21 protein-coding genes and 3 pseudogenes are annotated in these 23,232 nt (G+C 66.6%); 2 read left to right on the forward strand and 22 right to left on the reverse strand.

Features of this window, described 5'->3' with window-relative positions; genetic code table 11:
* The first annotated feature begins 52 nt into the window (after positions 1–52).
* The gene (locus tag P0Y60_12505; protein WEK60148.1) at positions 53–472 is read left to right on the forward strand and encodes a rhodanese-like domain-containing protein; all 420 of its coding nucleotides are present in this window, start codon (positions 53–55) and stop codon (positions 470–472) included.
* Positions 473–486: 14 nt separating this feature from the next.
* Here P0Y60_12505 and P0Y60_12510 read toward each other — a convergent pair whose 3' ends face one another.
* From P0Y60_12510 to P0Y60_12535, 6 genes and pseudogenes are all read right to left on the reverse strand, one after another.
* The gene (locus tag P0Y60_12510; protein ID WEK62914.1) at positions 487–732 is read right to left on the reverse strand and encodes a cytochrome c oxidase subunit 4; all 246 of its coding nucleotides are present in this window, start codon (positions 730–732) and stop codon (positions 487–489) included.
* A gap of 76 nt (positions 733–808) precedes the next feature.
* A pseudogene (locus tag P0Y60_12515) lies at positions 809–949 on the reverse strand (cytochrome c oxidase subunit 4).
* Between the two features lie 21 nt (positions 950–970).
* Positions 971–2,649: pseudogene (gene ctaD, locus P0Y60_12520) on the reverse strand (cytochrome c oxidase subunit I).
* Between the two features lie 107 nt (positions 2,650–2,756).
* Positions 2,757–3,629: pseudogene (coxB, locus tag P0Y60_12525) on the reverse strand (cytochrome c oxidase subunit II).
* Between the two features lie 96 nt (positions 3,630–3,725).
* Entirely contained in the window at positions 3,726–4,088 is a 363-nt protein-coding gene (erpA, locus tag P0Y60_12530) for an iron-sulfur cluster insertion protein ErpA (protein WEK60149.1), read from the reverse strand.
* Between the two features lie 102 nt (positions 4,089–4,190).
* Positions 4,191–5,600 (reverse strand): dipeptidase, encoded by a 1,410-nt coding sequence (locus P0Y60_12535; protein WEK60150.1) that lies wholly within the window; start codon positions 5,598–5,600, stop codon positions 4,191–4,193.
* A gap of 46 nt (positions 5,601–5,646) precedes the next feature.
* Between P0Y60_12535 and P0Y60_12540 the strand changes: the two genes are divergently transcribed.
* A complete protein-coding gene (locus tag P0Y60_12540; GenBank protein ID WEK60151.1) occupies positions 5,647–6,219 on the forward strand; it encodes a DUF3043 domain-containing protein in 573 nt (190 codons plus the stop codon).
* 67 nt (positions 6,220–6,286) lie between these two features.
* Here the strand turns inward: P0Y60_12540 and P0Y60_12545 are convergent, their stop codons facing one another.
* The 16 genes from P0Y60_12545 to murC form a co-directional block, all read right to left on the reverse strand.
* A complete protein-coding gene (locus tag P0Y60_12545; GenBank protein ID WEK60152.1) occupies positions 6,287–7,309 on the reverse strand; it encodes a quinone-dependent dihydroorotate dehydrogenase in 1,023 nt (340 codons plus the stop codon).
* An 11-nt stretch (positions 7,310–7,320) separates the two neighbouring features.
* Entirely contained in the window at positions 7,321–7,791 is a 471-nt protein-coding gene (nrdR, locus tag P0Y60_12550) for a transcriptional regulator NrdR (protein ID WEK60153.1), read from the reverse strand.
* A 9-nt stretch (positions 7,792–7,800) separates the two neighbouring features.
* Entirely contained in the window at positions 7,801–9,108 is a 1,308-nt protein-coding gene (gene hisD / locus P0Y60_12555; protein ID WEK62915.1) for a histidinol dehydrogenase, read from the reverse strand.
* The gene (locus P0Y60_12560; GenBank protein ID WEK60154.1) at positions 9,108–10,367 is read right to left on the reverse strand and encodes a hypothetical protein; all 1,260 of its coding nucleotides are present in this window, start codon (positions 10,365–10,367) and stop codon (positions 9,108–9,110) included. Before P0Y60_12560 ends, hisD begins: the two co-directional genes overlap by 1 nt.
* A gap of 71 nt (positions 10,368–10,438) precedes the next feature.
* On the reverse strand, positions 10,439–13,957 hold the full coding sequence (gene dnaE / locus P0Y60_12565) for a DNA polymerase III subunit alpha (GenBank protein WEK60155.1): 3,519 nt from the start codon (positions 13,955–13,957) through the stop codon (positions 10,439–10,441).
* A gap of 86 nt (positions 13,958–14,043) precedes the next feature.
* Complete coding sequence (locus P0Y60_12570) at positions 14,044–14,862, reverse strand: hypothetical protein (GenBank protein ID WEK60156.1); 819 nt, start codon at positions 14,860–14,862, stop codon at positions 14,044–14,046.
* A gap of 160 nt (positions 14,863–15,022) precedes the next feature.
* Positions 15,023–15,628 carry an RNA polymerase sigma factor gene (locus P0Y60_12575; protein WEK60157.1) on the reverse strand — a complete coding sequence of 202 codons (606 nt, stop codon included), beginning with the start codon at positions 15,626–15,628 and terminating at the stop codon, positions 15,023–15,025.
* 110 nt (positions 15,629–15,738) lie between these two features.
* Complete coding sequence (locus P0Y60_12580) at positions 15,739–16,659, reverse strand: RluA family pseudouridine synthase (protein ID WEK60158.1); 921 nt, start codon at positions 16,657–16,659, stop codon at positions 15,739–15,741.
* A 1-nt stretch (position 16,660) separates the two neighbouring features.
* A complete protein-coding gene (gene lspA / locus P0Y60_12585; protein ID WEK62916.1) occupies positions 16,661–17,242 on the reverse strand; it encodes a signal peptidase II in 582 nt (193 codons plus the stop codon).
* Positions 17,243–17,294: 52 nt separating this feature from the next.
* Positions 17,295–17,903 (reverse strand): DivIVA domain-containing protein, encoded by a 609-nt coding sequence (locus P0Y60_12590; protein WEK60159.1) that lies wholly within the window; start codon positions 17,901–17,903, stop codon positions 17,295–17,297.
* Between the two features lie 151 nt (positions 17,904–18,054).
* Entirely contained in the window at positions 18,055–18,351 is a 297-nt protein-coding gene (locus P0Y60_12595; protein WEK60160.1) for a YggT family protein, read from the reverse strand.
* 3 nt (positions 18,352–18,354) lie between these two features.
* Entirely contained in the window at positions 18,355–18,828 is a 474-nt protein-coding gene (gene sepF / locus P0Y60_12600) for a cell division protein SepF (protein WEK60161.1), read from the reverse strand.
* 43 nt (positions 18,829–18,871) lie between these two features.
* Positions 18,872–19,552, reverse strand: coding sequence for a YggS family pyridoxal phosphate-dependent enzyme (locus P0Y60_12605; GenBank protein ID WEK60162.1), 681 nt, complete (start codon positions 19,550–19,552; stop codon positions 18,872–18,874).
* Positions 19,549–20,694: a cell division protein FtsZ gene (gene ftsZ, locus P0Y60_12610; GenBank protein ID WEK60163.1), complete on the reverse strand. Its 1,146-nt coding sequence runs from the start codon at positions 20,692–20,694 to the stop codon at positions 19,549–19,551. The genes P0Y60_12605 and ftsZ overlap by 4 nt, the downstream gene beginning before the upstream one ends.
* A gap of 202 nt (positions 20,695–20,896) precedes the next feature.
* Positions 20,897–21,823, reverse strand: coding sequence for an FtsQ-type POTRA domain-containing protein (locus tag P0Y60_12615; protein ID WEK60164.1), 927 nt, complete (start codon positions 21,821–21,823; stop codon positions 20,897–20,899).
* Positions 21,824–21,825: 2 nt separating this feature from the next.
* A complete protein-coding gene (gene murC / locus P0Y60_12620) occupies positions 21,826–23,226 on the reverse strand; it encodes a UDP-N-acetylmuramate--L-alanine ligase (protein ID WEK60165.1) in 1,401 nt (466 codons plus the stop codon).
* Between the last annotated feature and the right edge of the window lie 6 nt (positions 23,227–23,232).

A 23,232-nucleotide genomic window follows, 5' to 3' on the forward strand; every position in this document is an offset into this window, starting at 1 on the left:
GGCGTCCGAATGAAGGCGGCGACGCGAACGCGCGCCGTTCTAGGCTGATGTCATGATCGATCGCGCCGACTACTACGCCGCCAAGCTCGCCTACGAGACGGATGCCAGCGACGTCCACGCCGCGTTGAAGGCCGGGGAGAACATCGTCGTGATCGATGTGCGCTCCGAAGAGGCGTGGGCCCAAAGGCGGGTCTCCGGCGCCACCCACATGCATTACAGCGAGATCGCCACCCGCGCGCCGCGGGAGATCGATGCCGACGCCGACGTCGTCGTGTACTGCTGGAGCCCCGGCTGCAATGCCGGCGCGAAGGGGGCGCTGGAGTTCGCCCGGCTCGGATATCGCGTGCGCGAGATGATCGGCGGGTTCGAGTATTGGGTGCGTGAGGGCTATCCGATCGAAGACGCAGACGGCGTGCACCACCGCCCCGTGGATGCGTTGACCGGCATCGCACGCGTGCGCACTCGCGCCTGAGCGCATATGCACAATCAGGAAGGCCCCCGGAATTCTCCGGGGGCCTTCTTGATGTGATGCTGCTCAGCGGGCGAAGTTGCCGCGGTAGTACTCGTAGACCCAGCCGACGATCGCGACGACGAAGATCGCCGAGCCCGATCGGGAGCAGGAACGTGTCCGACAGCGAGACCGACGACGAAGACCGCGGCGGATCCGGCGAGGACGATCGGCCACCAGGACCACGGGCTGAACTCTCCGAGCTCGGGATCGCCGTCGTCGATGTCCGAGCGTCAGGATGTCCTCCGGCAGCTCGCCGCTCTGGCGCCGTGCGTCGCGGTCGAGGTAGAAGGCGATCATCGCGCCCATGAAGGCCGCGAAGAACAGGGCGACCGTGCCGACCCACTCGATCCGCTCCACGAAGTTCTCGGACGGTGTCGCCAGGATGTGCCAGCCGGTGTAGACGACGCCGATGAGGGCGAAGAAGCCGTCAGCACCCACCAAAGGATGACGTTGATCGCGCTACTTGACCTCCCAGTGGACCTCTCGACTACGGGCGCAGGGCGCGTCCTTGGCGGACACTCCCGGCACCGCCTCGGGGTGGTTCAGGTCGAAGGCGGGCCGCTCGCTGCGGATGCGCGGGATCGACGTGAAGTTGTGACGCGGCGGCGGGCAGGACGTCGCCCACTCGAGCGATGCCGCCGTAGCCCCACGGGTCGTTGACGGTGACCTTGGGTGCCTTGCGGGCCGTGATCCACACGTTCAGGAAGAACGGCAGCATCGACGCGCCGAGGATCATCGCACCGATGGTCGACACCTGGTTCTGCCAGGTCCATCCGTCGGCCGCCGAGTAGTCGGCGTAACGACGCACCATGCCGTCGACGCCCAGCCAGTGCTGGATGAGGAACGTCATGTGGAAGCCGATGAACAGCATCCAGAAGTGCACGTATGCCGAGACGCTCGTTGAGCATGCGCCCCGTCCACTTCGGCCACCAGAAGTAGAAGCCGGCGAACATCGCGAACACGACCGTGCCGAAGACGACGTAGTGGAAGTGGGCGACGACGAAGTACGAGTCGGACAGGGCGAAGTCCAGCGGCGGGGCCGCGAGGATCACACCGGTCAGACCACCGAAGACGAAGGAGACCAGGAAGCCGAGGGCGAAGACCATCGGCGTCTCGAAGGTGACGGAGCCTCGCCAGAGCGTGCCGATCCAGTTGAAGATCTTCACACCCGTCGGCACGGCGATGAGCATCGTCATGAGGGCGAAGAACGGCAGCAGGACGGACCCGTGACGTACATGTGGTGAGCCCACACGGCCACGGACAGCGCCGCGATCGCGATCGTCGCGTAGACGAGCGTCTTGTACCCGAAGATCGGCTTCCGGCTGAACACCGGGAAGATCTCGGAGACGATGCCGAAGAACGGCAGCGCGATGATGTACACCTCAGGGTGTCCGAAGAACCAGAACAGGTGCTGCCAGAGGAGCACGCCGCCGTTGGCCGGGTCGTAGATGTGCGCGCCGAGGATGCGGTCCGCGGCAGCGGCGAAGATCGCGGCGGCGAGCACCGGGAACGCCATCAGGATCAGGATGCTCGTGATGAGCGTGTTCCAGGAGAAGATCGGCATGCGCCACATCGTCATACCCGGGGCGCGCATCGTGATCGATCGTCGTGATGAAGTTGACGGCTCCGAGGATCGTTCCGAAGCCCGAGATGCCGAGACCGACCATCCAGAGGTTTCCGCCGACGCCGGGCGAGAACGACGCGCTGGCGAGCGGCTGATAGGCGAACCAGCCGAAGGACGCGGCACCCTGCGGGGTGAGGAAGCCGGCCACCGCGATCGTCGAGCCGAAGAGGAAGAGCCAGAACGCGAACGCGTTCAGACGCGGGAACGCCACGTCGGGAGCACCGATCTGCAGCGGCAGGATCGCGTTGGCGAAGCCGGCGAACAGCGGCGTCGCGAACATCAGCAGCATGATCGTGCCGTGCATCGTGAACAGCTGGTTGTACTGCTCCTTCGTCGGGATGATCTGCATTCCCGGCTCGAACAGCTCGGCGCGGATGACGAGCGCCATCACGCCGCCGAGCAGGAAGAAGAGCACGGAGGCGATCAGGTACATGTACCCGATGGTCTTGTGGTCAGTGGACGTGATCCACTTGACGACGATGTTGCCCTTCTGCTCGACGCGCGAGGAGCTCATCAGAGCGGCCTGGCGGGCGGCACGTCGTGGGCGGGAGCGAGGGCCTCGTCGGTACGGGGTGCGTCGTGGTCGACATGGCTCACTCCTCTCCTCTTCGGGTCGGTGTCGGCCGTGGTGCCCGGGAGGTTGCGGAGACGGTCGTACTCGTCCGTGATGTCTCCCGTGTTGCCCTTCTCGCGCAGCGTCTGGAGGTAGGCGTCGTACTCGTCCTCGCTCGACGACCTTCACGTTGAAGAGCATCATCGAGTGGTACTCGCCGCAGAGCTCGGCGCACTTGCCGGCGTACGTGCCCTCACGGGTCGGGTGAACGACCAGTAGTTGTCCTTGCCGATGTACATGTCCTTCTTGTAGAGGAAGTCGATGATCCAGAAGGAGTGGATGACGTCGCGCGACTCGAGGTTGATCGTGACCGTCTCGTTGACCGGCAGGTACCAGCGTCGGCAGCTGCGCCTGGTCGACGTTGCCGTCGCTTGTCGGGCTGGGCCTGGATGCCCATCGTCCACACGGTGTCGTCGTCGGACTCGGCGTCGTACTGGAAGTCCCACGCCCACTGCTTGCCGATCGCGGTGATCTCGACGTCGGGGTCGTCGCACTTCGCTCTCGATGCTCGGCCTGGTCGCGCGCCGTGAAGGCGAAGAACAGCCGAGCACGAGGATCAGCGGCACGATCGTGTAGAAGATCTCGATCGGCATGTTGTAGCGCAGCTGCACGGGCAGACCGGTCTGGCCCTTGCGGCGCCGGTACGCGATCGCAGCCCAGGCCATCAGGCCCCAGGTGATGACGCCGACGGCGAGCAGGACGATCCAGGAGTTGACCCAGAGAGACGACACACGCTCGGTCTGGTTGGTGGCCGCGGGCTCCGCATCCACGAAGCCCGGGAGGTAGCCGTTCAGCTCGGTGGTGGTACATCCCGCCAGTACCACGGCTGCCACAACTCCCACGGGGAGTGCGGCCCAACGAAGGCGGCGTTTCGAGGGCACGATGCACCTTTCAGATTGCGGACAGGGCACACCCAAGTCTAGGGCAACCTCACACCTGATTCATGCCAACCACGCAGGTTGGCAGACCGACTCAGGTCAGTGGAAGCTGTCTCCGCAGGCGCAGCTGCCCGCGGCATTCGGGTTGTCGATCGTGAAGCCCTGCTCCGAGATCGTGTCCTTGAAGTCGATCGAGGCACCGTCGAGGTACGGCACGCTCATGTTGTCGACGATGACCTCGACGCCGTCGAAATCGACCGTCTCGTCACCCTCGAGGTAACGCTCGTCGAAGTAGAGCTGGTAGATCAGGCCGGAGCATCCGCCGGGCTGCACGGCGACGCGCAGGCGCAGATCGTCGCGTCCCTCCTGCTCGAGCAGGTTCTTGACCTTGACGGCGGCAGCGTCGGTCAGGCTGATTCCGTGGTTCTTGGTGGTCTCAGGGGTCAGTGTGATGTCGCTCATGTCGCTCCTCGTGACGGGCCGCGGTCGCACGGCTTTCCCTCAATTCTACCGCCGCGTCAGGCGAAGCCGGCGAGTTGACGGGAGAGCCGTGCGAGAGGGGCGTCAGAGCGGGAGCGTCAGGGCGTTCATGCGGGCGAGCAACAGCGCCTCCGTCGCCACGGCGCGGCGGAACGTGTCGAGGTGCAGCGACTCGTTCGGGCTGTGCGCGCGGGAGTGCGGGTCCTCCACACCGGTGACCAGGATCTGCGCCTGCGGGAACTCACGCACGAGATCGGCGATGAACGGAATCGACCCGCCGACGCCCAGATCGACCGGAGCCACACCGTAGCCGTCGCGCATCGCCTCGCGGGTCAGGCCGACGGCCCAGCCGCTGGTGTCCACGAGGAAGCCGTCACCGAAGTCGGCATCCGAGAAGGTGAGCTCAGCGCCGTACGGCGCATGGGCGCGGAGGTGTCGCTCGAGCGCAGCGTAGGCATCCGCCGCCGACTGCCCGGGAGCCACGCGCGCACTGAGCACCACCGTGGTCTCGGGAAGCAGGGTGTTCGAGGCCGAGGCGACGCTCGTCGTGTCGATGCCGATGATGCTGACGGACGGCTTGTTCCAGATGCGGCTGAGGATGCTGCCGGTTCCGATCGGCGTCGTGCCTGCCAGCAATCCGGCCTCGTCGCGCAAGGTGGCTTCGGAGTACTCCGGCGTCGGCGTATCCCGCTGGGTCAGCCCCTCGACCGCCACGGAGCCGTCGTCGTTCCAGAGCGTCGAGAGAAGCTTGACGGTCGTCATCATCGCATCGGGAACCGCTCCCCCGAACATCCCCGAGTGCGACGCATGCTCGAGCGTCCGCACGCGGAGGCTGAAGCGGGCGTTGCCGCGGAGCGAGACGGTGAGTCCCGGTGTGACCGAGTCCCAGTTGCCCGAATCCGCCACGACGATCGCATCGGCGCGAAGAGCCTCCTTGTTGTCCGCGAGGAACTGCCCGAAAGAGGCCGAGCCGTACTCCTCCTCGCCTTCGATGAACAGGGCGATACCGAGATCGAGGTCGTCGCCCAGCGTCTCGGTGACAGCACGGATGGCTGCGATGTGGGCCATGACCCCGGCCTTGTCATCCGCCGCCCCACGTCCGTACATCCGGCCGTCGCGGACGGTCGGTTCGAACGGCGGGGTCTCCCACAGCGCGTCGTCTCCCGGGGGCTGCACATCGTGGTGCGCGTACAGGAGGATGGTCGGTCGACCGTTCCGTGCCGCACGAGTCGCCAGCACGGCCGGCTGACCCAGCTCGCCGGTGCCGGGGATCTCTGCGCGCAGCACCCGCACCTCGTCGAAGACCCCGGTGCCCTCGGCGAGCGTCGCGACCGCGGCGGCGCTGCGCTCCAGCTGCGTCTGATCGAACGCGGGCCAGGCCATGCCGGGGATGCGGACCAGGTGGCCGAGATCGGACAGCGCAGCGGGGATTCCGGTCGCGACGGACTCGAGCAGAGCGGCGTCGGAGGCATTGGGGAGAGCAGGAGAGGTCATGCGAGTAATCTTAAGGTGATCCACCTTCAGCGAACCGAGGATTCTCGTGGCCACTTCCCCTGTCTCCCCTCCGACGAACGACGACGCCCCCGAGACGCCCGGCGTCGGAAAGGGGCGTGCGACGCCGACCCGCGCCGAGCAGGAGGCAGCACGCCGCCGCCCCCTCGTCGCCAACACCAAGGAGGCCAAGGCGGCGGCCCGTGCCGACCTCAACGAGCGTCGTAACCGCGCGCAGGCAGGCATGGCCGCCGGCGAGGAGAAGTACCTGCCCGCCCGGGACAAGGGCCCGCAGCGCCGCTGGGTTCGTGACTACGTCGATGCCGGCTGGCATCCCGCCGAGTTCGTGATGGCCGTCATGGTTCTCGTGATCCTCGCATCGCTTCTTCCATCGAGTCTCGCGATCGCGTACTACGCCTACCTCGTGATGATGGCGTACCTCGTCATCGCCGTCGGCGGCATGATCATCCTCAGCATGCGGGTGAAGCGCAAGGTTGCCGAGAAGTTCGGCAAGGAGCGGATGGAGCGCGGTCTCGGCTGGTACGCGGCGATGCGCGCGCTTCAGATGCGCTTCATGCGCCTTCCCAAGCCTCAGGTCAAGCGCGGGCAGTTCCCCGCCTGACCCCACAGCCACCACGAAGGCCTCCGCACTCGATCGAGTGCGGAGGCCTTCGTCATCGGCGTGCCGCTCAGCGTGCGATGAGGCCGCGGTTGATCTCGCGCCCCCAGAACGGACCTCGATAGAGGAAGGCGGTGTACCCCTGCACGAGGGTCGCGCCCGCATCCAGCCGTTCCTGCACGTCGGCGGGCGTCTCCACTCCCCCGACGGCGATCACGCAGAAATTCTCGGGAACGGCAGCGCGGACCACACGCAGCACCTGGAGCGACCGCTCCTTGAGCGGCGCCCCGGACAGACCGCCCGCACCCGCGGCTTCCACCGTCGCCGCATCCGTCAACAGACCTTCGCGGCTGATCGTGGTGTTGTGCGCGATGATCCCGTCGAGGCCTTCTGCGACAGCGAGCTCGGCGATCGCTGCGATCTCGTCGTCGGAGAGGTCGGGGGCGATCTTGACCAGCAGCGGAGTCGTCCCGGCCGCGGTGCGCACGGCTCGCAGAAGTGGAGCGAGCGTCTCCACCGCCTGAAGGCCTCGTAGACCCGGGGTGTTCGGGGACGAGACGTTCACGGCCAGGTAGTCAGCCAATGGCGCGAGCCGCGTCGCAGAGGCGACATAGTCCGCCGTGGCGTTCTCGACGTCGACGACGCGGCTCTTGCCGATGTTGACGCCGATCACGGTGTCAGGCGCACCTCGGCGAAGTCGTGCCAACCGGCGCGCTGCGGCATCCGCTCCCGCGTTGTTGAAGCCCATGCGGTTGATCACCGCGCGGTCGGCGATGAGGCGGAACAGCCGCGGCTTGGGGTTCCCATCCTGCGGGATCGCGGTGACGGTGCCGACCTCCACGTGCCCGAAGCCGAGTGCGGCGAGTCCGCGCACCCCGACCGCGTTCTTGTCGAACCCCGCCGCGACGCCGAAGGGCGAAGGGAAGGTGAGGCCCAGCGCGGAGACCTGCAATGACGGATCCGGCTTGGCCAGCGCACGCGTCGCCCAGGCGAACGGCGGTGCGCCGAGCACACGGATCACCGCCATGCCGGCGTGATGGGCGAACTCGGGATCGAAGCGCGACAGGACAGCGCGGAAGAGCAGCGGATACATCACTGCTCAGATTACCCGGCCGAGGACTCCTGCTCGGTGTGGTCAGCGCGCAGATCGGTGATCGCGGCTTCGAAGTCCTCCAGCGAGTCGAATGCCTGGTAGACGCTGGCGAACCGCAGGAACGCGACCTCGTCGAGCTCGCGCAGCGGTCCGAGGATCGCGAGTCCGATCTCATTCGTGTCGAGCTGGGAGACACCGGTCTGACGCACGGCCTCTTCGACCCGCTGGGCGAGAACCGCGAGGTCGGCCTCGGTGACGGGTCGCCCCTGGCATGCCTTTCGCACACCCGAGATGACCTTCTCCCGACTGAACGGCTCCATCACGCCCGAGCGCTTGATCACGTTGAGGCTGGCCGTCTCGGTCGTGGTGAAGCGGCCGCCGCACTCCGGGCACTGCCTCCGTCGGCGGATCGAGAGTCCGTCGTCGCTGGTCCGGGAATCGATCACGCGCGAATCGGAATGACGGCAGAAGGGGCAATGCATCTGTCTAACCTACGCCGTGAAGCGCGCCTCGATCGCCTCACCGTGGGCGGGCAGCACCTCGGTGTTGGCCAGCGCGACCACGCCCTCGCGGACGGCGGCGAGGGCGGCACGATCGTAGGAGATCACCTGCTGCGGTCGCAGGAACGTGTAAGCGCCCAGCCCCGGGGCATAGCGGGCCTGGCCGCCGGTCGGCAGCACATGATTGCTGCCCGCCATGTAGTCGCCCAGGCTGACCGGTGTCTGATCGCCGACGAACACCGCCCCCGCACTCGTGAAGGAGGACGCCGCATCCTCGGCGTCTTCGAGGTGGAGCTCGAGGTGCTCCGGCGCGTAGGCATTGCTGAACGCCGTCGCCATCTCACGGTCGTCGACCAGCACGATCGCGGACTGCGGGCCGGCGAGAGCCGTCGCCACACGCTCACTGTGCCGCGTCGCAGCGGCCTGTCGGTCGATCTCTTCAGCAACACGCGACGCGAGCGCATCGGAATCCGTGACGAGGACCGCGGACGCCTGCTCATCGTGTTCCGCCTGGCTGACGAGATCCGCCGCGATCAGGCGCGCATCGGCCGCCGCATCCGCGACCACGAGGATCTCCGTCGCGCCCGCTTCCGAGTCTGTGCCGACGACGCCCGCCACTGCGCGCTTGGCCGAGGCCACATAGTTGTTCCCCGGCCCGGAGACCACATCGACCGGATCGAGATCGACGGAGGGGACTCCCCAGGCGAACGCCCCGATGGCACCGGCACCGCCCATGGCGTAGACCTCGGTCACGCCCAACAGACCGGCTGCGGCCAGGATCGTCGGGTGGATCCGGCCATCCTGATCTGACTGAGGGGGCGAAGCGAGCGCGATCTGCGTGACACCGGCGACCTGCGCCGGAACGACGTTCATCACGACGCTCGACGGATACACGGCCTTCCCGCCGGGGATGTAGACACCGACGCGGTGCACGGGCTGCCAGCGCTGAGTGATGCGAGCGCCCTCGCCGATCTCGGTGATCTGCGTCGCCGGCACCTGAGCCGCCGAGGCGATGCGCACGCGCCGGATCGCCTCCTGGAGCGCGTCCCTCACCTCGGGTGCGAGCGCCGCCAGAGCCTCGTCGATGTGGGACGAGGGCACACGAACGGCGTGGCCCATGACACGGTCGAACCGCTCAGCCTGCTCGCGCAGCGCGGCCTCGCCGCGCTCACGGACGTCGTCGACGATGCGCGCCGCCGTGTCGAGCGCCTCGGCGCGTGCCTGGGCGGCCCGCGGAACCGCGGCCAGCATGTCTGCCGGCGAGAGCTTGCGCCCCCGCAGATCGATGATGCGCAAGATCAACCCTTCGTGATGCCGGAGATGTCGTGGAGGTAGCCGATCCGACCGTCGTCGTGACGCACGACGAATGCGCCGCCGCGGTCTTCGATGACCAGCGCCCAGGCGCTCGGGCCGATGCGGAACAGCGGCTCTCCGCGCTCGTCATGAACGTCGCGCTCGGTCGGTGCGAGGATCCAGAACGGCTGCACGTCGGTCGCGGACTCGCGCGGGTTGGTGACATCGAGGTCGTCGTCGAGGAACGGCTCGTCATCGATCACGTCGGTGTCAGCAGAACCCGGGGTCTCGACCGTCTGAGCGGTCTCCAGGAGCGTCTCGAAGCTGCCGGTGTCGGAGACGATCTCCTGAGTGCGCGACCGACGGGAGTATGTCGGAACGTAGTCGTCGTCAGACGTCGAGTCCTCGGTGCCGGTTCCTCCACCCGACGCATGGGCCGTGATCGGAACCTGAGCCGCCAGATCGATCCGTGCCACCTCGTCCGTGGCCTGCACTCCGGAGAGCTCCTGATCGAGCTCGACCACATCGACGGCATGCGTCATGGGTTCGGCGTCGTCGCGATCGTCGGCCCGCACGCCACCGCGCAGGTCATCGACGTCCGGCTCATCGACGGCGGACTCGTTGACGGCGGCAGCGTCGATCCCGGGGTTCTCGGAATCGTCGTCGGCGATGACCGGGGCCGTCTCGGGGCGCGGACGAGCGATGACCGGGCGGACCGGGTTCGCGTTGCGGTGGGCCAGCGTCACCAGTCGGCCGTGGAAGTCTTCCTTGAGGCCCGGGATGATCGGGGCGAACACGGTGAGGACCACCAGTGCCAGAGATGTCAGGAGCTGCACGACTCCGGCCCACAAAAGACCGAAGACGCCGATCTCGAAGACAGCGCTGAGCGCGCTCCAGAGCATGCTCACCCAGAACACCGCCGACACGGAGAAGGCGACCGAGGCGAACTGATCGATGCCGAGCGATCCCACCCGTCGGATGCCATCGGGCGAGAAGCGGCGCAGGATGAGCAGGAACACGGCGACGGTCGGCACGCCGATCGGGAGGATCCACTGGATGCCGGTTCCCCAGATCGAGGCGCCTCCCGCGAACGGGAAGAAGGAGACGACGAAGGCGACCAACCAGGTGCCGACGATGATCAGCTCACGAAGGGTGAAACCGAGGATGCCGTACTCCGGTGTTACGTCGTCGTCGTAGAGCACGCCATCGTCGTCGATGAACGTATCGCCGTCGATCTCGGGCAGTTCAGGAAGGTCCGTGCTCATCAGTCATCCTTTCGTCACGGTGCAGACGGGGAGGGTGCGTCATGCTCCCGACGGCTCACGATCCTACCCGCTCACCCCAGACAGGTCGGTCCGAGGAGCGACTTGAGGTCACCGAAGAGGTCGGCCGTCACCTTGACCGGCATGGGCACCTCGAACACCTTGGCCGTGCCGCCGCGATGCACACGCAGCAGAACCTCCGTGTCGCCGTTGTGCCGGCGCAGCACCTCTGCGAGTTCCATCATCACCCGCTCGGTCGCTCGTTGTTCGGCCAGTACGAGCGACAACGGACCGGCCGCATCGAATGACCCGACGTCGGGTGCGAAGGCCGACTGTGCATGCAGGTTCAGCCCGTCGTCTCGTCGCGAGACGCGTCCACGGACGGCGAGGATCGCGTCCTGCTGCAGCGTGTGCTGGAACTCCGTGTATGTCTTGCCCATGAACATCACGGTGACCTCGCCGTTGAAATCCTCGACGGTGATCATGCCGTACGGATTTCCGCTGGCTTTGGCGACGCGATGCTGCACGCTGGTGACCAATCCCGCGACGGTGACCTGATCGCCGTCCTGCAGCGATTCCGAGTTGTTCAGATCGTGGATCGAGATCGACGCGTGCTTCGCGAGCGGCACCTCGAGTCCCGCCAGCGGGTGGTCCGAGACGTACAGACCGAGCATCTCGCGCTCGAACGCCAGCTTGTCCTTCTTGATCCACTCGGGACGGGCCGGCACCTTGGCCGGTGCGACCTCTTCGGTGCCGTCGTACAGGCTGTCGAAGTCGAACCCGATCGCTCCCTGCGCCTCGTTGCGCTTGCGATCGACTGCGGCTTCGACGGCGTCCTCATGCACCTCCATGAGAGCACGTCGCGAATCGCCCATGGTGTCGAACGCCCCGGCCTTGATGAGCGACTCCACGGTGCGCTTGTTGGCGACGTGCAGCGGCACCTTGTCGAGGAAGTGGTGGAAGGAGGAGAACCTCTCCTCCTTGCGCGACTGCACGATGCCCTCGACGACGTTGCTGCCGACGTTGCGCACGGCGCCGAGACCGAAGCGGATGTCGTCGCCGACGGCGGCGAAGTAGTTGATCGATTCGGAGACATCGGGCGGGAGCACCTTGATGCCCATGCGACGGCACTCGTTCAGGTACAGCGCCATCTTGTCCTTCGAGTCGCCGACGCTCGTGAGCAGAGCGGCCATGTACTCGGCGGGATAGTGCGCCTTCAGGTACGCGGTCCAGTAGGAGACGACGCCGTAGGCGGCGGAGTGCGCCTTGTTGAAGGCGTAGTCGGAGAACGGGAGCAGGATCTCCCAGATCGCGTTCACCGCACCATCGGAGTATCCGTTCGCGTGCATTCCGGCTTGGAAGCCCTCGAACTGCTTGTCGAGCTCGGACTTCTTCTTCTTGCCCATCGCACGACGGAGGATGTCTGCTTGACCGAGCGAGAAGCCGGCGACGCGCTGTGCGATCGCCATGACCTGCTCCTGGTAGATGATCAGACCGTAGGACTCGTCGAGGATGTCTGCGAGAGACTCCTCGAACTCGGGATGGATGGGCGTGATCGGCTGCGCACCGTTCTTGCGGAGCGCATAGTTCGTGTGCGAGTTCGCCCCCATGGGGCCGGGGCGGTAGAGGGCGATGAGCGCCGAGATGTCACCGAAGTTGTCAGGACGCATCAGACGCATGAGCGAACGCATCGGCCCACCGTCGAGCTGGAACACACCGAGCGACTCTCCGCGCCCGAGCAGGTCGTACGCTCCCTGGTCGTCCAGCGCGAGGTGCTCGAGGTCGAGTTCCTCGCCCCGGTTCGTGCGGATGTTGTCGAGCGCGTCGGAGATGATCGTCAGGTTGCGTAGCCCGAGGAAGTCCATCTTGATCAGGCCGAGGGACTCGCACGACGGGTAGTCGAACTGCGTGACGATCTGGCCGTCCTGCTCGCGGCGCATGATGGGGATGATGTCGAGGAGCGGCTCGGAGGACATGATGACGCCGGCGGCGTGCACGCCCCACTGGCGCTTGAGCCCCTCGAGTCCGAGCGCGCGGTCGAACACCGTCTTCGCCTCAGGATCGGTCTCGATCAGCGCCCGGAACTCGCTGGCCTCCTTGTACCGCTTGTGAGCCGTGTCGAACATGCCGCCGAGCTCCATGTCCTTGCCCATCACGGGCGGCGGCATGGCCTTGGTGAGCCGCTCCCCCATGCTGAACGGGAACCCGAGCACACGCCCTGCGTCCTTCAGCGCCTGCTTGGACTTGATGGTGCCGTAGGTGACGATCTGCGCGACGCGCTCGGAACCGTACTTCGCCGTGACGTAGTCGATGACCTCGCCGCGACGCCGGTCATCGAAGTCGACGTCGAAGTCGGGCATCGAGACACGATCCGGGTTCAGGAAGCGCTCGAAGATGAGACCGTGCTCGAGCGGGTCGAGGTCGGTGATCTTCATGGCGTAGGCGACCATGGATCCGGCACCGGATCCACGACCCGGCCCCACCCTGATGCCGTTGTCCTTCGCCCAGTTGATGAAGTCGGCGACGACGAGGAAGTACCCGGGGAAGCCCATCTGCAGGATGATGCCGGTCTCGTACTCGGCCTGCTTGCGCACCTTGTCAGGGATGCCGCCTGGGTAGCGGTAGTGGAGGCCTTCCTCCACCTCTTTGATGAGCCAGCTGTCCTCGGTCTCACCGTCGGGCACCGGGAACCGGGGCATGTAGTTCGCCGCAGTGTTGAACTCCACCTCGCAGCGCTCCGCGATCAACAGAGTGTTGTCGCAGGCCTCGGGGTGGTCGCGGAAGAGCTGACGCATCTCGGCGGCGGTCTTGATGTAATAGCCGTCGCCGTCGAACTTGAAACGATTCGGATCGTCGAGCGTGGAACCGGACTGCACGCAGAGAAGTGCTTCGTGGGCGTCGGCCTCGTGTTGATGCGTGTAGTGCGAATCGTTCGTGCCGACGAGAGGGATGTTGAGGTCTTTCGCGAGGCGGAGGAGATCGGTCATCACCCGACGCTCGATAGACAGGCCGTGATCCATGATCTCGGCGAAGTAGTTCTCCTTGCCGAAGATGTCCTGGAACTCTGCCGCCGCAGCACGCGCTGCGTCATACTGCCCGAGTCGCAGACGAGTCTGGACCTCACCGGACGGGCACCCCGTGGTCGCGATCAGACCCTTGCCGTACGTCTGGAGCAGCTCGCGATCCATGCGCGGCTTGAAGTAGTACCCCTCCATGCTCGACCGGGAGCTGATCCGGAAGAGGTTGTGCATACCCTCCGTGGTCTCGCTCCACATTGTCATGTGGGTGTACGCGCCGGCACCCGAGACATCGTCGCTCTTCTGGTCGGGCGAGCCCCATTGCACGCGCGTCTTGTCGCTGCGGTGCGTGCCGGGCGTCATGTAGGCCTCGAGCCCGATGATGGGTTTGATGCCCGCCGCGTTCGCCGCCTTGTAGAACTCGAACGCCGCGAAGGTGTTGCCGTGGTCGGTGACGGCGATGGCCGGCATGTTGTAGTCGGCGGCCGCCTGCGTCATCGACGCGATCTTCGCCGCACCGTCCAGCATCGAGTACTCGCTGTGCACGTGCAGGTGGACGAAGGAGTCGGATGCCATGGGTTCGATTCTACTTTCGGCATCGGACATCGGTCACCGATGATGCCCGATGCCGAGAGCTCGAAGCGGCTCCCCGGCCGCTTCTGTCACCCCTCCGGCTGGAGATGCACACCCGTCGGCGCCGAATCCACGATCGAGATGTCGAGGGAACCGTGCGACTCGGGCGTGTCCAGAGTTCCGCGGCCCACCATCAGTCCGCGTTTCATGTCGATCGTCACGGTCTCCATCCAGTTGCTCTCGCCTCCATCGGGGACGGCGATGGTCGTGAGATCGCCGTCCTGCGACACGACGCGAGCTCCGGGAAGCAGTGCCATGGTCTGGAACATGGCCGCCCGCAGGTCTGCCGGAGCGAGATTGAAGTCGACGGGTTCCGTCAGCCGTGGCGGAGGGTAACCGGCGTCGGGCTCATAGGCCAGGAGCCAGTCCCGCAGCGCCTCCGGATCACGAGGCATCTCGTCGTAGAGACGCGACAGCGGACTCAGGTGGTAGTAGTGCGTCTCCCACCCGTCCCCACCCATGACTCGCCCGCCGGGATGGGCCACGATGTCCGGCAGCAGTTCTCCGCCGGAGAGCGCCTCCTCCTCGATCCGACTCGTCCACTCGGGCATCGAGACATCGAGGATCTTCTCGGCGTCCGTGCTGTCCTCGATCCAGTCCATGCTCCTGTCAGCGGGCACGTAGAGGGTCCTGGTGCGGGCCAGCGTATAGCTGACGTCGATCTCGGTACCCTCCTGCGGCACGAATCCCCGCATCGGCTGAGACCAGGTCTCCGCGATCCGGATGTACTGGCCGGGCGCCGGGGTCAGCGCCTCGGTGGTCAACGTCGCCCGCGCCGCCTGGTTGAGCATGTCGGCGGCGGATGCCGTCGGTGGCAGCAGCACCGATCCCACGACGATCGCCGTCACCGCAACTCCCGCGACGAGACCGCCGATCCCGATCCCTGTCCACCTTCTCCGACGCCGACGATCCGGCATCCGCGAGGACGCACGAGCGATCTCAGCGGCCAACACCCGCCGGGCGGTGTGTATCGAATCGTCGCCGACCTGGGCCTGATCGACCCCGAATTCACGAACTCGTTCCGTAAGCAGCATCGTTCTCCTCCTTCACCATCCAGGTCAGCCGGGCCGCGGAATGCGATCCCGGAGGTGCGAGCTTGCGCCGGACACGGTTGAGACGCGATCTGACCGTGCCCACAGGCACTCCGAGCGCGTCGGCGATCTGCTCATACGTCAGATCACCCCAGGCATGCAGCAGCAGAGCGTCCCGATCTCGAGCGTTCAACGCGGCGATGCGCGGAGCCAACGCGCGCAGGGCGGCGCCGGCGTCGAGACGGGCGTCCGATGCGACGTGCGGGGATTCCTCCCCCGCCGCATCCGCCATCGACGCCGCCTCGAAAGCTCGCCACTGGCGCGCCTCGGCCGCGCGATGACTCTTGATCACGCGCGTCGCGATACCGAGCAACCATGGCCGCGCGCTGTCCCAGGCCGTATCGAACGCTGCGCGGCGCCGGAACGCCACGAGGAACGTCTCACTGATGACGTCGTCGACGGCATCGGTGCCGATTCGCCGTCGGATGTACCCGCCGACGGGTCGGACATGCCGCTCGAAGATCTCGGAGAACAGTCCGGGTTCGTCGAGCGACCGTTGGATGATCTCGCTGTCGGTGCTCACATTGAGTATTGGGCGGGAAGACGAATACGGTTCACGATTTCTTCGATGATCTCATCGATTCCCTCGCGCCCAGTGTCGCGCACGTCTCCGACATCGGTCGGAGCGAGGCGTCACTCGCCGCGGAGGATCGCGAGCGCGTGCTCGAAGTCGGCGGGGTACGCCGACTCGAACGTCACCCAATCGCCGGTCGCCGGATGAGCGAATCCCAGCTGATGTGCATGCAACCACTGGCGGGAGAGTCCGAGCCTGGCAGACAGGGTGGGATCGGCGCCGTAGAGCGGATCCCCGACGCAGGGGTGCCTGTGCGCCGCCATGTGCACGCGGATCTGGTGGGTGCGACCGGTCTCGAGGTGGATCTCGAGGAGGGACGCACCGGGGAACGCCTCGAGCGTCTCGTAGTGGGTGACGGAGGGCTTGCCGTCGGGGATCACGGCGAACTTCCAAGAATGGTTGGGGTGCCGTCCGATCGGCGCGTCGATCGTGCCGACGAGTGGATCCGGATGCCCCTGCACCACCGCGTGGTAGATCTTCTCGACCGTGCGCTCCTTGAAGGCGCGCTTGAGCGACGTATAGGCCTGTTCCGTCTTGGCGACGACCATCAGACCGCTGGTGCCGACGTCCAGCCGGTGCACGACCCCCTGGCGCTCGGGGGCACCACTGGTCGCGACGCGGAATCCGGCTGCCGCGAGGGCGCCGACGACCGTCGGGCCTTCCCAGCCGACAGAGGGGTGGGCGGCGACGCCGGTCGGCTTGTCCACGACCACGATGTCATCGTCGTCGTACACGATTCCGAGCTCCGGGACCGCGATGGGGATGATGCGCGGCTCTTCCTTCGGCGTCCATTCGACGTCGAGCCAGGCACCACCGCGCAGGCGATCGGATTTGTCGAGAGTCACGCCGTCGAGCCGGACGCCGCCAGAGGAGGCGACCTCGGCGGCGAAAGTGCGCGAGAAGCCCAGCAGCTTGGCCAAAGCCGCATCGACCCGTGTGCCTTCCAGACCGTCAGGCACGGGCAGAGAGCGCGACTGCACGTCAGCGACCCTCCGCCGTCGTCGCGTCGCCGTCAACGGAATCGAGTCGATGTTGCTCATCTTCCGCGATCGCGGCGGCCTCCGCCTCATCGTCGGTCTCGACGGCGACATGATCGCTCTCGCGGCTTCCGTCGAAACGCAGACCGAAGACGACCAGGAGTGCGACGGAGATCATGCCGGTGACGATGAACACATCAGCCACGTTGAAGATCGCCGGCATCATCCACGGCATCGAGATCATGTCGACGACGTGGCCCACGGGAAATCCGGGATCACGGAAGAGGCGGTCGCCGAGATTACCCAGCACACCGCCCAGGAGAACGCCCAGGACGACAGCCCACAGGCGCGACCGGAGTCCGAATGCCTTCCAGACGATGACGCCGGCGACGACCGTCAGGGCGATCGTGAAGATCCACGTGACCTCAGAACCGAGCGAGAACGCTGCTCCGGGATTGCGCACGTAGTACAGCTGCAGGAACTCCCCGAGCACGGGAACGGGCTCCTGAAGCGGAAGGTTCGTGATGGTGAGGTACTTCACAAACTGATCGGCGGCCAGGACGATCGCTGCGAGAATCGCAACGATCGCACCGGCCGCCGACCGACGAAGAGGACGACGTCGTGACAAGACCTACGACCTACAGTCCGATCGCGGAGACGGGCGTCGAATCCGTGGATGCGGACTTCTCGTCGAGCTCGCGGAGCTGGCCCTCGATGTAGCCGCGCAGCTGCGAACGGTAGTCACGCTCGAAGTTGCGGAGCTCCGTGATGCGAGCCTCGAGCGTGTTGCGCTCGCGCTCGAGACGGGCTGCCTCTTCGCGCTGCTTGGCCTCTGCCTCGGAGCGGATGCGGTTGACCTCGTTCTCGGCGTCGGCGATGAGCTGGTTGCGCTTCGCCTCGCCCTCCGCGACGTGCTCGTCGTGCAGGCGCTGAGCGAGTTCGATGATTCCGGCGGTGGCGGTGGCAGACACCGTGGGTGCCGGCTCGGCCGGGGTCTCGACCACGGCGGCCGGGGCCGGTGCGGGGACCTCTGCGACGGGTGCTTCCGCGGCCGGTGCTGCGGCGGGGGTCTCGCCCGACTCGTATGCGGCGAGCTTGGCCTTCAACTCGACGTTCTCCTCGAGGGCCTTGCGCCACTCGATGACGATCTCGTCGAGGAAGTCGTCAACCTCATCGGGGTCGAAGCCGTCCTTGAAGCGGACGTGCTGGAACTGCTTGGTGACGACGTCATCCGGGGTAAGTGCCATGAGTGGCTCCTCTTTCGATGAGTTCGGTTGCCAGTTTTGTATGGCGCGGTCGTGATGTGGCGCGAACCCGGGGCGCGCACCTGGGTGCCAGCATAGTCCCCGCACCTCCGAGGCGCGATGACGCGACACCCGGGGACGGCGAACTCGCCGGTCAGATGAAGACGCGGACGATGTTCATGAGGATGAGCACGATCAGCATCGTGAGCGCGAAGCCGAAATCGAGCGAGAGCGAACCGATGCGCAAAGGCGGGATGATCCGCCGGAAGAACCGGATGGGCGGATCGGTCAGCGAATACGCCGCCTCAGCTGCGACCAGGCCGAAGCCCTTCGGACGCCACTCCCGGTTGAACATCGGGATGTAGTCGAGGATCAGACGCGCAAAGAGCACGACGATGTAGAGCAGCAGTACCAGATGGACGATGCTCGCGAGGACGGAGACCAGCTGCACGGGCTACGACTGATCGAAGCCCGCGGACTCGGCGTCTGCGTGCGCGATGCCGCCGTGTCCGGACACGGCGATGTTCTCCGGCGACAGGAGGAAGACCTTGGACGTCACTCGTTCGATGCGGCCGTAAAGCCCGAGCGAGAGACCACTGGCGAAGTCGATCAGACGTCGCGCGTCGGCATCGCTCATCTGCGACAGGTTGATGATCACCGGAACGCCCTCGCGGAAGCTCTCCGCGATGAGCTGAGCATCGCGGTACTGCTTGGGGTGGACGGTGAGGATCTCGTTCACAGCGCCTGCCGCAGGCTGTCGCACGGCGACGGGGCGACGCAGAGGCGTGACGGGAGCTGGCGTGGGCTCCTCGCGGTCGCGGTCACGGTCGCGGTGAGCGCGGGCTGGAGCCTGCTGCTCTTCTTCATAGGCTTCTTCCTCATCGGCGAGGCCGAGATACACCATGGTCTTCTTCAGCGGGTTACCCATCGTGTCCTCCGGTTCGAACGTTTCGGGCTGGTCTGGTTAGAGGTTAACCCCGGTCGGGCCGGGGTCCCGTGATTGCGGAGCCGATCCGCAGGTGTGTCGCACCCGCCGAGATGGCTTCGACGAAGTCACCCGTCATGCCGGCGGAGATCCATGTGGCGTCGGAGGCGAGCATGCGCACCTCGTCGGCGACGCCGCGCAGGCGCGCGAACGCGGATGCCGGTTCCTCATCGAGAGGAGCCACGGCCATGACGCCGCGCAGCCGCAGCGACGGGAGCGAGAGCACATGCTCCGCGAGTGCGGACGCCGCCGCGGGGGCGACACCCCCTCGGCCGTGATCGGCGGTGAGATTGACCTGCAGCAGGACGTCGAGCGGATCGTCGTCTTCCGCCGCCCGGTGCAGAGCATCCGCCAATCGATCGCGGTCGAGCGAGTGCACGACGTCGGCGCTCCGACGGATCGCCGACGCCTTGTTCGTTTGCGCCTGTCCGATGAAGTGCCAACGCAGGTCGAGGTCCTGGAGCTCGGCCTGCTTGGCACTCAGCTCCTGCTGGCGGTTCTCGCCGACCTCGCGCACGCCCAGCGTCTGCAGCTCGCTCACGAGCGACGCCGGGTGGAACTTCGTCACGACGATGCGGGTGATCTCCGCCGGGTCACGTCCGACGCGGCGCGCGGCGTCGGCGATCTTCTCATCGATCGCCGACAGCCGCGCTGCCAGCTCGCTCACTTCAGGAATTCGGGGATGTCGATGTCATCGTCGGCGAACGCCGGCTCGATGCTCGTCGCCGGCACTCGCTGCGGAGTCGACTCGGTCTCGGACGCGGTCGTCGATGCCGTGGCGGCGTCGTCGGAGAGCGCGACCTCGGGGAGCGTCGTCGCGGCGGGGCGACTCACGACCATCGGGTCGAGACGCAACGACGGCTCGCCACCGTCGAAGCCGGCTGCGATCACCGTCACGCGCACCTCGTCGCCGAGGCTGTCGTCGATGACGGTACCGAAGATGATGTTGGCCTCGGGGTGGGCGGCCTCCTTGACGAGGTCCGCGGCGTCGTGGATCTCGAAGATGCCGAGGTTGGACCCACCCTGGATCGACAGCAGCACACCGTGTGCGCCCTCGATGCTGGCTTCGAGCAGCGGCGACTCGACCGCGAGTTCGGCGGCCTTGATCGCACGATCCGCTCCGCGTGCGGAACCGATGCCCATGAGCGCGGAGCCCGCGCCCTGCATGACCGACTTCACATCGGCGAAGTCGAGGTTGATGAGACCCGGGGTGGTGATGAGGTCCGTGATGCCCTGCACACCGGCGAGAAGCACCTGATCCGCCGTGGCGAAGGCCTCGATCATCGAGATGCCGCGGTCGCTGATCTCGAGGAGGCGGTCGTTCGGCACCACGATGAGGGTGTCGACCTCTTCCTTGAGCTTCGCGACTCCGGCCTCGGCCTGACTCTGACGGCGACGACCCTCGAACGAGAACGGCTTCGTCACGACACCGATGGTGAGCGCGCCGATGGACTTCGCGATGCGTGCGACGACCGGTGCGCCACCGGTTCCGGTGCCACCGCCCTCACCGGCGGTCACGAAGACCATGTCAGCGCCCGTGAGCGCCTGCTCGATCTCCTCCGCGTGGTCTTCGGCGGCACGACGACCGACCTCGGGGTCGGCACCGGCACCGAGGCCGCGCGTGAGCTCCCGTCCGACGTCGAGCTTGACGTCGGCGTCACTCATGAGCAGCGCCTGCGCGTCGGTGTTGACGGCGATGAACTCGACTCCGCGGAGACCGAGGTCGATCATGCGGTTCACGGCGTTGACGCCGCCACCGCCGACGCCGACGACCTTGATCACGGCGAGGTAGTTCTGGTTCTGGCTCATGGCCGGCCTCCGATTAGTCGAGCCTGTGCGTTCTGTGTCGAGAACCGGTGGGGTTGAACCTTAAACCTCAACTAGAGGTGTAAAGTATTTCCCGGTATTGCGTTCTCTTGAATGAAGGTAAGCGCCGTGCGGGCGTGTTCCCGCGAAGACACGGGCGTGTCGCTCATTCGCCGACGAAACCCGAAGGACATCGAGCTTCTGCTCAGCCGACGACCGCCGTCTTGGGCGACGAGACGTCGATGGTGGAGGCATCCGGCTTCGCCTTGAGGGTCTGCTCGAGTACCAGAGCCTTGAGTGCGGATTCGTCAGCGCTCCCCCACACCACCGTCAATCCGCTGCTCAGCACGAGCGTCACATCGTCGGCCGTGCTGGCACGAACCCCCGTCAGCTGCGTGCGCAGGTCAGCGGGAAGCGTACGCACGACCAGCCCCGCGCTCTCGAACGCGGCAGTGTCGGTTCCACCCTCGACCTCGATCAGAGGTTGCCCAGCCGGTTGGTCCGAGGTGGTCGACAGAGCGACGCCCGCGGCGTCGACCAACGTGTATCCGGCATCGGAGCGGAGCACTCCCACCGGGGTGCGCTCCACGATGCGCACCGTGAGGTCATGGGGCGGTCGCGCCTCGAGCGCGTACGTCTCGATCAGCGGAAAGGCCAGGAGCGCCGCCTTGACCTCGCTGGAATCCACCAGTGCCAGAGGCGTGCCGAGCTGTCCGCTCAGCGCGGCCTCGATCGCGGTCGGATCGAGGGTGGACGCGCCGGCCACGGTGATCCTCTCCACCGCGAACAGCGGACTGTACGCTGCAGCCAGGCTGCCCCCGATGAGGACGACGATCGCACCCACGACGCTGAGCCAGACGATCCGGCGTCGCCGGGAACGTTGCGTGAACCGACGGATCTCCGCACGCAGGGCCTTGCGGCGTGCGCGGGAGGCGCGCCACACGTCTCTCGTGGAGGTGGGCGGAGCGACATCGTCGGCTGCGCCCTCGGTCGATCGGTCATCGATCGCCGACGGCCGGTCAGCGAGATCGGCGTCCTGCGACTTCCGCGTCGGACGCACCGCGGACCTCGTCGCGCTCTCCTTCTCGGCCGGGCTCTCCGGCGTGGTCGGCAGCGGTGGGGGCCGACGCATGATTACGCCTCGTCGGTGCGGCGCAGCGACTCCAGCACCTGAGGGATGATCTGGTAGACGTTGCCGCAGCCCAAGGTGATCACGAAGTCGCCGTCACGGGCGACGGATGCGGTGTAGTCCGCCGCATCCTGCCAGTCCGCGACGAAGTGCACGTGCGAGGGATCCCGGAAGGCGCCGCTGACCAGTTCGCCGGTGACGCCCTCGACCGGATCCTCACGCGCACCGTACACGTCGAGCATCACCGTGTGATCGGCGAATCCCTCGAGCACGTCGGCGAACTCCTGATACATGTGCTGCGTGCGCGAGTAGGTGTGCGGCTGCTGGATCGCGATGATGCGTCCCGTTCCGGAGATGCTGCGCATGGCCTCCAGGGCCGCGCGCACCTCGGTCGGGTGGTGGGAGTAGTCGTCGTAGACCGTGACACCGCGCGCGACACCGTGCTGCTCGAGGCGTCGCACCGTGCCGGCGAACCCCTCGACCGCGCGCACGGCGGCACCCAGCTCGAAGCCCAGAGCCAGCAGTACCGCGACCGATCCTGCGGCATTGATCGCGTTGTGCACGCCGGGCACGCCCAGCTGCATGCGCACGCTCTCCACGCCGCGCGTGATCGTCGCGGCGACGGGCCCATCGGCGACGACGTCCGAGACACGCACGTCCGCGTCGTCGGCCTGGCCGAAGGTGAGGACGTTCGGATGCGAGAGCTTCGCACCGACGCGGAGCGCTCCGGCATCATCGCTGGAGATCACCACGGCCTCGCGGGCCGCGTCGGCGAACTGCACGAACGCATCGTGGAACGCCTCGTCCGAGCCGAAGTGGTCGAGATGATCGGGGTCGACGTTCGTGATCAGCGCCACGGCGGTGTCGTAGAGCAGGAACGTGCCGTCGGATTCGTCGGCCTCGACCACGAAGAGGTCGCCGGAGCCGGTCGCGCTCGAAGTGCCGAGCTGCTCGATCACGCCGCCGTTGACGAAGTGCGGGTCGGCACCGAGCTCGCGGAGCGCTGTGACGATCATCCCGGTCGAGGTGGTCTTTCCATGCGCCCCCGCGACGGACACCAGACGGCGGGAGCCGATCAGCCAGTGCAGCGCCTGCGAACGGTGGATGACGTGGAGCCCCCGTTCCTTCGCGAGAAGGAACTCCGGGTTCTCCGGCCAGATGGCGCCCGTGTGCACGACCGTGTCGGCATCGCCGAGATGCGCGGCGTCGTGTCCGACGTGAACGGTCGCGCCTGCGGCGGCCAGCGCACGCAGGTTGTCGCTGTCGGCACGGTCGGAGCCGGACACGCGGATGCCGGCGTCGAGGAACATCTTGGCGAGTCCGCTCATGCCGGATCCACCGATGCCGATGAAGTGCGCAGAGGTGATCGTCTCGGGAATCGGGAGGGAGAGGTCAGGTCTGATCATGTCGTG

It is taken from the genome of Candidatus Microbacterium colombiense, assembly GCA_029203165.1.
In the GTDB taxonomy this organism is placed as follows: domain Bacteria; phylum Actinomycetota; class Actinomycetes; order Actinomycetales; family Microbacteriaceae; genus Microbacterium; species Microbacterium colombiense.

Bases quoted from the DNA above. Each gene is read 5' to 3' on its own strand.
- P0Y60_12505 (WEK60148.1), top strand. From the start codon at position 53: ATGATCGATCGCGCCGACTACTACGCCGCCAAGCTCGCCTACGAGACG.
- erpA (WEK60149.1), bottom strand. From the start codon at position 4,088: ATGAGCGACATCACACTGACCCCTGAGACCACCAAGAACCACGGAATC.
- P0Y60_12535 (WEK60150.1), bottom strand. From the start codon at position 5,600: ATGACCTCTCCTGCTCTCCCCAATGCCTCCGACGCCGCTCTGCTCGAG.
- P0Y60_12545 (WEK60152.1), bottom strand. From the start codon at position 7,309: ATGTATCCGCTGCTCTTCCGCGCTGTCCTGTCGCGCTTCGATCCCGAG.
- nrdR (WEK60153.1), bottom strand. From the start codon at position 7,791: ATGCATTGCCCCTTCTGCCGTCATTCCGATTCGCGCGTGATCGATTCC.
- P0Y60_12560 (WEK60154.1), bottom strand. From the start codon at position 10,367: ATGAGCACGGACCTTCCTGAACTGCCCGAGATCGACGGCGATACGTTC.
- dnaE (WEK60155.1), bottom strand. From the start codon at position 13,957: ATGGCATCCGACTCCTTCGTCCACCTGCACGTGCACAGCGAGTACTCG.
- P0Y60_12590 (WEK60159.1), bottom strand. From the start codon at position 17,903: ATGGCACTTACCCCGGATGACGTCGTCACCAAGCAGTTCCAGCACGTC.
- sepF (WEK60161.1), bottom strand. From the start codon at position 18,828: ATGGGTAACCCGCTGAAGAAGACCATGGTGTATCTCGGCCTCGCCGAT.
- ftsZ (WEK60163.1), bottom strand. From the start codon at position 20,694: ATGAGCCAGAACCAGAACTACCTCGCCGTGATCAAGGTCGTCGGCGTC.
- P0Y60_12615 (WEK60164.1), bottom strand. From the start codon at position 21,823: ATGCGTCGGCCCCCACCGCTGCCGACCACGCCGGAGAGCCCGGCCGAG.
- murC (WEK60165.1), bottom strand. From the start codon at position 23,226: ATGATCAGACCTGACCTCTCCCTCCCGATTCCCGAGACGATCACCTCT.